Genomic DNA, 6,435 nt, shown 5'->3' with positions numbered 1-6,435 from the left:
GCTCGAGACCAAGCTGACAGCTCGCGGTGCCGACCTGGACGATATCCGACGCAAGCTCGAGCCCGTGGAACAAGAGATACGCAAGCGGCTCGGCAATTTCATCCTGGGTGAAGATGACCAGACGCTGGAAGGCGTCGTGCTGGCAGAGCTCACGGCTCGTCAGGCGTCGCTCTCTATCGTGGAGATGTTTACGAGCGGCCAGATCGCCGCCCGCATCGCCCATCTCCCCGGGGCGGAATCGATTTTCCGTCGCGGCATCGTGGCCCGCGACCTCGCCGAGGTCTGCGCGGCCGTGGGTCTCGGGGGCGCCGCCCCGGAGGGCGAGTTCACGCAGCAGACGGCCGAGGCCGTGGCGCGGGCCGCCCGCCGCCACACCTCCGCGACGCATGCGCTGGCTGTCCTGATCGATCTCGACCAGGGCGCGGACCGTATCGAGTTCGGCGGCACCATCTGCCTGGCGATAGCCACGGAGCGGGAGGTGGCGTCGCGGCGCAGCCGCATTCTCGGCGGCCGCGAGTGGGTGCGGCTGGGCGCGGTGGAACTGGGGCTGGACTGCCTGCGCCGACATCTGCAGGGCCTGCCCGTCTACGAGCGCACCGACTTCGAGAAGGTGTGAACCGTGTTCGCGAGCGATGCGCGGCAAACCAATGCGTACTGGGGACGCAGCGATCTGGAGCGCGCCATCGACGCGGCGCTCGCCGGAGTCGGCAAGAACCTCAACGCGCTGACCATCGACGACCTGGCGCCCGTGGATCAGTTTCACGGCGGCGGCAAGGCCTCGACCGACCGGCTCGCCCGCCTTGCCCGGCTCAAGCCCGGCATGCGCGTGCTCGACGTGGGCGGCGGGTTCGGTGGTCCGGCGCGCACGCTGGCGGTCGAGCACGGCTGCTTCGTCTCCGTGGTCGATCTGACGGAGTCGTACGTTCGGACCGGCCAGTGGCTCACGGCCCGCCTCGGCCTTGCCGACCGGGTGTCCCACCGCGTCGGTGACGCGCTGGCGCTGGACGTGGGCGCGGAGACCTTCGACGTCCTGTGGACGCAGAACAGCGGGATGAACATCGCCGCCAAGGAGCGGCTCTATGCCGGCTTTGCCCGCCTCCTGCTCCCCGGCGGTCTCCTCGTTATGCAGGAGCCGATGGCCGGCCCGACGCAGCCGCCGATCTTTCCCCTGATGTGGGCCCGGGACGCGACGACCAGCTTCCTGCGCGCGCCGGCGGAGATGCGCGCGCTGATCGAGGCGGCGGGGTTTCGCGCGCTTGCCTGGGAAGACGTCACCGCCGAGCTGGCCGGCCCCAGCACCGGGGCCGCCGTCCCGGCTCACAGCATCGCGCGCATCGTGATGGGCGACGCGATCGACGACATCACGCGCGCCGGCCAGCGCAACCGCGACGACGGCCGGGTCGTCATGATCCAGGCGGTCTTCGAGCGGCAGTAGGCAAGGCCCGCGAGGTCACCTTGGCGACCTTCCTGAGCTATTCTGAGCCATCTCAATTTGACTGGGGGCTGGCATGAAAGTTCCACGGCTCATCATGATTGTCGGTCTCGGCCTCGGCCTGCTTTCCGCGCCGCTGGCCACCGAGGCGCAGGAGACGGGAAAGATCTACCGGATCGGCTTCCTGAGCCCGGGAGGGCCCGAGCAGGACATCTCTGTCTGGGCACCCCTGCGTGACGCGCTGCGAGAGCGTGGGTGGGCCGAGGGGCAGAACCTCGTGTTCGAGCGGCGCTACGCGGAGGGGAACTATGATCGGCTCCCCGAATTGGCCGCCGAGCTGGTCCGCCTCAAGTTGGATTTGTTCGTGGCACGCGGAGGTCCGGCGGCCTTGGCCGCCAAGCGAGCGACCGCGACGATCCCCATTGTGACCTGGGGCACCACCGACCCGGTCGGCATCGGGCTCGTGGCTAGCCTCGCTCGTCCGGGTGGGAACATCACGGGGCTGTCCGACGATCAGGGACCGGAAGTTGTCGGCAAGCACCTGCAACTGCTGAAGGAGGTGGCGCCCAGGGTTTCCAAGGTAGCGGTCCTCACGCGAGTGCCTCCCTCTGCCGCCGCCCCCCGCATAGACAGTTACGAGAACGCCTACGAGGCCTTAGCCCAAGCGTTGGGCGTTCACCTTCGGTTCTGGCGCCTGCAAGGTCCTGACGACATCGACAAAGCCTTCACCGCTATCCTCCGGGAGGGCTTCGGCGCGCTCGATGTAACCTACGTGGTCATCACATGGACTCACCGGCGGAAAATCCTGGACCTTGCTATTCGACACCGGCTGCCGGCGATCTACTCGCACAGGACCTATGCCCTCGATGGCGGCCTCATCGCGTACGGAGAGGACGAGCGGGAGGTGCCGCGGCGCCTCGCCGTTTACGTGGACAAGATCCTGAGAGGGGCCAAGCCGGCCGACTTGCCCATCGAGCAGCCCAGGAAGTTCGAGCTGGTGGTAAACCTCCAGACCGCCAAGGCGATGGGGCTGACGATTCCCCAGTTGCTGCTCGTGCGGGCCGACGAAGTGATCCGGTGACTATTCGAAGGGCTGGCCGTACCGCTCGCCGTGGGCAATGGCCCGGAGGGGCTTGCGGTTCTTCTTGCCTCGCCCGATCCTGTCGGCGGGATAGCCGAATGGCAGGATAGCCAGCACGTCGAGCGCGGCCGGAATCCCCAGCAGGGAATTGACCTTTTCCAGGCCGCCGAAGCCGACCCAGTTCGAGCCGACTCCTTCCGACCACGCCGTCAGCAGCATCGAGTGAATCGCCCGGCTCGCGTCTGACACGGCGTACCCGGTCCTCTCGACCGCGACCACGATAGCCAGCGGCGCCTCGGCGACATACGGCCCGGAGGGTGCCAGCGCTCCCAGCCGGCGGAGCCTCTCCCGGTCCCGGATCACGATGAAGTGCCAGGGCTGGAGATTCATCGCGCTTCCAGTCAGGCGCCCCGCCTCGAGGATCTTGCGGATGACCAGCTCGGGCACGAGCCGATCCAGGTAGCGGCGAACGGCCAGCAGCGTGCGGATACCGTCGAAGACGTCCATCATTTAATACTCCCCTTAGCAGCCGCCCGGATGGCCTCCCACACGCGCTCCGGCGTCGCCGGCATCTCGATGTGCTCCACGCCCAGATGGGCGAGCGCGTCCACGATCGCGTTGACCACGGCGGCAGGTGCCGGTGTCGTCCCGCCTTCGCCCCCGCCCCTCAACCCAAGCGGGTTGGATGTCGACGGCACCTCGCTGATCTCCGTCGTGAAGGCGGGCAGCATATCGGCTCGCGGCATCGCGTAGTCCATGAAGGACGCCGAGCGCATCTGGCCGGTCTCGGCGTCATAGTCGCAAAGCTCCCACAGCGCCTGCCCGACGCCCTGGGCGATTCCGCCGTGGGTCTGGCCATGCACGATCATCGGGTTGATGGCGCGGCCGACGTCGTCGACCGACGTGTAGCGGACCACCTCGACCACGCCGGTGTCCGGGTCCACCTCCACTTCGCAGACTGCGCAGCCATAGGGAAAAGACGGGGTGGACATCGTCTCGTCGCATGCCGCCTCGAGCGGTCCCCGCAATACTTCCGGCGCGTCGCCCCGCACGGCCGCGGCCGCTACCGCGAACAGGTCGACCGAGCGGTCGGTGCCCTTGACCGTGAAGCGGCGTTCGGAGAACTCGATGTCCACCTCAGCGGCCTCGAGCAGCCACGCGGCGATACGCCTACCTTTGTCGACGATCTCGTCTGAGGCCTTGGCCATCACCACGCCGCCCAGGCGCATGGAGCGCCCCGAATGTGAGCCGCCGCCGACGGCCACGAGATCGGTGTCGCCGGTGATGAGGCGCACCTGGTCCGGCTCCACGCCGAGCCATTCCACGATGAGCTGGGCGAAGCTCGTCTCGTGGCCCTGGCCGGCGGACAGCGTGCCGATCACGACGTCGATCACGCCTTCCGGACGCACGGTGATCTCCGCGCGCTCGCGCGGCGCGCCCGTCGCGATCTCGATGTAGTTGGCGATCCCGATGCCGCGGTACCGGCCCCGCCGCCGGGCCTCGAGGCGACGCGCCTCGAACCCGGCCCAGTCGCTGAGCGCCACGGCGCGATCCTGCGCCGCCGCGTACTCGCCGCTGTCGTAGACGATGCCGAAGGGATTCGTGTACGGCATCGCCCCGGGCGGCACCAGGTTGCGCCGTCGCAGCTCCAGGCGGTCGAACCCGTGACGGCGGGCGGCGAGGTCGATGAGCCGCTCCATGACGTACATGACCTGCGGCCGGCCCGCGCTGCGATAGGCCCCGAGCGGCGATGTGTTGCTGAGCACCGCGCGCCCGCGCACGGCGGCGGCCGGCACGCGATAGACGCTGGTCGAAAGCTCCCGCCCCTTGTTGAGCGGCACGAACGTGACGGCGTGCGCGCCGACATTGCTCGTGTTCACGCCCCGCAGCGCAAGAAAGCCGCCCTCGGCGTCGAGAGCCAGCTCCATGCCGGACACGAGATCGCGGCCCTGGTAGTCCGTGAGAAAGGCCTCCCGGCGCGTGCACGTCCATTTCACGGGCCGCCGCAGGCGCTTCGCGGCCCACGCGACCAGCGCGAACTCCGGATAGAAGCTGTTCCGCGTCCCGAAGTTTCCGCCCACGTCTTGCGCCACCACGCGCACAGCCGTCTCCGAGACGCCGAGAATTTCCGCGAGATCATTCTTGTGGCGCACCACGCCGCCGGAGCCGGCGAAGAGCGTGTAGCGCCCGGTCGTCTCCTCGTAGACGCCCAGCGCCGCGCGCGGCTCCATCGGCACGCCGGTGATGCGCGGCACCCAGGTGTCGAGCCTGACGACGTGCGCGGCGCCGGCGAAGGCGGCGTCGGCGGCGCGTGCGTCGCCTGCGATCGAGTCGACACACACGTTCGAGCCGGCTTCCTCCCAGAGCACCGGCGCGCCGGCCTCGGCCGCGTCGCGGGTCGCCGTCACTGAAGGGAGCGCCTCGTAGTCCACCACGACGCGCTCCGCGCCGTCCGCCGCCACGGCGGCGGTCTCGGCGACGACGATGGCGACGGCCTCCCCCACGAAGCGCGCGCGGTCGGACGGCAGCGGCGGATGTGGGGCGACGAAGACCGGCGTTCCGTCACCGCCTCCGAGCGGGAACTCGTTCGGGTTGGTCGGAACCGGCTTGTGCGGGATCGGCCGCAGGCCATCGGCAATAGCGTCCTGACCCGTCAGCACCGCGACCACGCCAGCCACCGCGAGGGCTTGCGCCACGTCGATCCGGCGGATGAGCGCGTGAGCGTGCGGAGAGCGGACGAAATGGGCGTAGCCCTGACCCGGAAGGTTGAAGTCGTCACTGTAGCGGCCCCGGCCCGCCAGCAGGCGCGGGTCTTCGCGGCGGCGCAGCGGCTTGCCGAAGCCCTGCCGCGCGGAACGGCTGCGGGAGTGGAGGAAAGACAGCGGGCCTAGCCCTCGGCCTTGATCCGGCGCAGCGCCGGCAGCAGCTCGTCGCTGATCAAGCGCATGCTGGCCAGAGCCGGCGCCACGGGCATGCCGCTCCAGTGCGTCCGGAAGAAGAGGTAGTTGGCTCCCGCCTCTTCCCAGCACGGGCGGAGCTGCTCGTAGCACTCCTCCGGGCTGCCGAGCACGAAGCGGTCGCGGAGCAGGGACTCGAAGGGCTGCTGGAAGGTCTCGCCGCTGGGCATCACGGCGTCCTGGCCCCAGGAGGCGTAGGCCTTGTACTTGTTGGCGAGATAGGGGCCGGCCATCGCGATCGCGGTCGGCGTGTCCTTGGCGCAGAAGATCTCCTTGATGAGCGGGAGCACCTTCGGGAAGGGCTGGCCGGCCTTCTCGCGCTCGGCGCGATAGAGCGCCATCTGCCGCTTGATGGTGGCCATGGTGGCGTGCGGGTTCACGAACCACGTATCCCCGATGTGCGCCGCCCGCCGGATCGCGCTGTCGCTGTTCGCGGCGATCCAGATGGGCGGGTGGGGCTTCTGCACCGGGCGGCACGTCAGCGTGACGCCCGACAGCGTGCAGACGTCGTTCTCCACCGTCACTTTGTCCTCGGTCCACAGGCGCTTCACGACTTCCAGGCACTGCACGAAGCGGCGCACGCGCTGGCCCGGCGGCACCTTGAAGGCGTCGAACTCGACGTCGCGGTAGCCCAGCCCGATGCCGAACACGAAGTTGCCGCGCCAGATGACGTCGAGCGACGCCATGCACTCCGCCACCTCCACTGGATTGTGGAGACCCAGCAGCAGGATGCCGGCGACCCCCATCATGTCCCCCGCCTCCGCGGCCAGGCGCGCCAGGAACGGAATGAGCTGGAGCTGGCTCATGCCTTCGCTCAGGTAGTGCTGGCCGGTGGCGACCGCGTCCCAGCCGCGGTCCCGCGCGAGACGGGTCATCAGGTAGTGGTCTTCCAGGGCCGAGACCATGTCGCTTCCCACAGGGTTCTGGTTGGTCAGAAAGATGCCGATCTTCATGCGGCCTCCTGT

Annotated in this window: 6 protein-coding genes; 3 read left to right on the top strand and 3 right to left on the bottom strand. The window is 69.1% G+C overall.

Translation table 11 applies throughout. The features are described 5' to 3' along the window. The 3 genes from VGV06_08120 to VGV06_08110 all read left to right on the top strand — a co-directional run. On the top strand, positions 1 to 616 hold a 616-nt coding region (locus tag VGV06_08120; protein ID HEV2055123.1), incomplete at its 5' end, for a CinA family protein. Positions 617 to 619: 3 nt separating this feature from the next. Further along, positions 620 to 1,435, top strand: coding sequence for a methyltransferase domain-containing protein (locus VGV06_08115; GenBank protein HEV2055122.1), 816 nt, complete (start codon positions 620 to 622; stop codon positions 1,433 to 1,435). Between the two features lie 73 nt (positions 1,436 to 1,508). Continuing rightward, on the top strand, positions 1,509 to 2,513 hold the full coding sequence (locus tag VGV06_08110; GenBank protein HEV2055121.1) for an ABC transporter substrate-binding protein: 1,005 nt from the start codon (positions 1,509 to 1,511) through the stop codon (positions 2,511 to 2,513). Here VGV06_08110 and VGV06_08105 read toward each other — a convergent pair whose 3' ends face one another. The 3 genes from VGV06_08105 to VGV06_08095 all read right to left on the bottom strand — a co-directional run bounded on the left by VGV06_08105 (position 2,514) and on the right by VGV06_08095 (position 6,423). Beyond that, a complete protein-coding gene (locus tag VGV06_08105; protein ID HEV2055120.1) occupies positions 2,514 to 3,023 on the bottom strand; it encodes a nitroreductase family protein in 510 nt (169 codons plus the stop codon). Beyond that, the gene (locus VGV06_08100) at positions 3,020 to 5,314 is read right to left on the bottom strand and encodes a xanthine dehydrogenase family protein molybdopterin-binding subunit (protein HEV2055119.1); all 2,295 of its coding nucleotides are present in this window, start codon (positions 5,312 to 5,314) and stop codon (positions 3,020 to 3,022) included. Before VGV06_08100 ends, VGV06_08105 begins: the two co-directional genes overlap by 4 nt. Positions 5,315 to 5,400: 86 nt before the next feature. Further along, entirely contained in the window at positions 5,401 to 6,423 is a 1,023-nt protein-coding gene (locus VGV06_08095; GenBank protein ID HEV2055118.1) for an LLM class flavin-dependent oxidoreductase, read from the bottom strand. Positions 6,424 to 6,435: the final 12 nt, after the last annotated feature.

The sequence above is a fragment of the Candidatus Methylomirabilota bacterium genome (assembly GCA_035936835.1).
Classification (GTDB): Bacteria; Methylomirabilota; Methylomirabilia; order Rokubacteriales; family CSP1-6; genus AR37.
This window is presented reverse-complemented; position numbering and strand designations above follow the sequence as displayed.

Bases quoted from the DNA above. Each gene is read 5' to 3' on its own strand.
- VGV06_08105 (HEV2055120.1), bottom strand. From the start codon at position 3,023: ATGATGGACGTCTTCGACGGTATCCGCACGCTGCTGGCCGTTCGCCGC.
- VGV06_08110 (HEV2055121.1), top strand. From the start codon at position 1,509: ATGAAAGTTCCACGGCTCATCATGATTGTCGGTCTCGGCCTCGGCCTG.
- VGV06_08095 (HEV2055118.1), bottom strand. From the start codon at position 6,423: ATGAAGATCGGCATCTTTCTGACCAACCAGAACCCTGTGGGAAGCGAC.